Below are 484 nucleotides of genomic sequence, written 5' to 3' on the forward strand. Positions count from 1 at the left end.
TGCGTGATGTTCACCTCCGGGTCGAGCGGCGAGCCCAAGGGAGTCGTCGTACCGCAGCGGGCGATCACCGAACTGGCGGCGGACAGCCGCTTCACGGGCGGCGGCGCACCGGCGGCCGGGGGCGCACCCCACGCCGCGCCCGGCGCCCACCACCGCGTGCTGCTGCACAGCCCGTACACCTTCGACGCATCGACGTACGAGGTCTGGGTGCCGCTCCTGAACGGCGGCACGGTCGTCGTCTGCCCCGACGGACCGGTGACCCCCGCCCTCCTGGCCCGCCTGCTGCCCGAGCGGAACGTGAGCGCCCTGTGGCTCACGGCGGAACTCTTCCGCACCGTGGCCGAACTGGCCCCCGAGTCGCTGCGCGGGCCGCGCGAGGTGTGGACCGGCGGCGACGTCGTGGACCCGGCCGCGGTGCGCCGCGTCCTCGGGGCCTGCCCCGGCACGGCCGTGGTGAACGGCTACGGCCCCACCGAGGCCACGG

Annotated in this window: 1 protein-coding gene; it reads left to right on the top strand. The window is 76.0% G+C overall.

Annotated elements, in window-relative coordinates; genetic code table 11:
• Positions 1 to 484: AMP-binding protein (locus AB8Z36_RS42085; RefSeq protein WP_369218574.1), on the top strand; the 484-nt coding region annotated here is incomplete at both ends.

It is taken from the genome of Streptomyces flavofungini (assembly GCF_041028215.1).
Taxonomy (GTDB): Bacteria; Actinomycetota; Actinomycetes; order Streptomycetales; family Streptomycetaceae; genus Streptomyces; species Streptomyces flavofungini_B.